The 985-nt window shown below is 48.2% G+C and carries 1 pseudogene; it reads left to right on the top strand.

From position 1 onward, the window contains the following. A pseudogene (locus F3F96_RS12330) lies at nt 1-974 on the top strand (IS3 family transposase); the annotation flags it as partial. Between the last annotated feature and the right edge of the window lie 11 nt (nt 975-985).

Genomic DNA, 985 nt, shown 5'->3' on the forward strand with positions numbered 1-985 from the left:
CAGCAGGAAATACGAGCCCTGAAGAAAGAGTTACGCCGGGTAACGGATGAGCGTGATATCCTAAAAAAGGCCGCAGCGTACTTTGCCAAGGAGTCCCAGTAAGGTACGCCTTCATCAAAAAGAACCTGTTGGAATACCCAATTCGGATGCTCTGCCGAGTGATGAAGGTTCATCCCAGTGGCTATTATGCATGGCTGAAACAGCCTCACTCCAAAAGACACCATGAGAACCAACGGTTGTTGGGTTTGATCAAACAGTCATGGTTAGAAAGTGGCTGCGTTTATGGCTACCGCAAGATTTACCATGACATGAAAGAGTTGGGTGAATCCTGCGGTTCCAACCGAGTTGGGCGCTTGATGAAGGGAGCCGGTCTAAGAGCTCAGATTGGTTATGGCAGGAAACCAGGCCCTAAAGGTGGTAAACCTTCTGTAGTGGCTCCAAATCAGCTTCAGCGGCAGTTTGATCAGCAGCAGCCAAATCAGGCTTGGGTTACGGATATCACATACATCAGAACCCACGAAGGCTGGCTATTCCTGGCTGTCGTGATTGATCTGTTTTCCAGACAAGTGATTGGTTGGTCAATGCAGCCAAGGATGGAGACAGATCTTGTGCTCAAGGCTTTGCTGGCTGCTGTATGGCGACGTAAGCCAACCGGCAAGGTGATTGTACATTCTGATCAGGGAAGCCAGTACAGCAGCTATGACTGGCAGGATTTCCTCAAAGCCCACAATCTCGAAGCAAGCATGAGTCGCAGAGGCAACTGCCATGACAATGCAGTAGCTGAAAGCTTCTTTCAGCTACTCAAACGGGAAAGAATTAAGAGGAAAACCTATCCGACACGAGATGCTGCAAGACAAGACATCTTCGACTACATCGAAATGTTCTACAATTCAGTCAGGCAACATGGTTATAATGGCAACTTGTCGCCAATCGAGTTTGAACGGCGATATTATGAAGAGCTCAGAAGTGTCTAGAGAATCGGTAG

This window comes from Mariprofundus sp. NF (assembly GCF_013387455.1).
In the GTDB taxonomy this organism is placed as follows: Bacteria; Pseudomonadota; Zetaproteobacteria; order Mariprofundales; family Mariprofundaceae; genus Mariprofundus.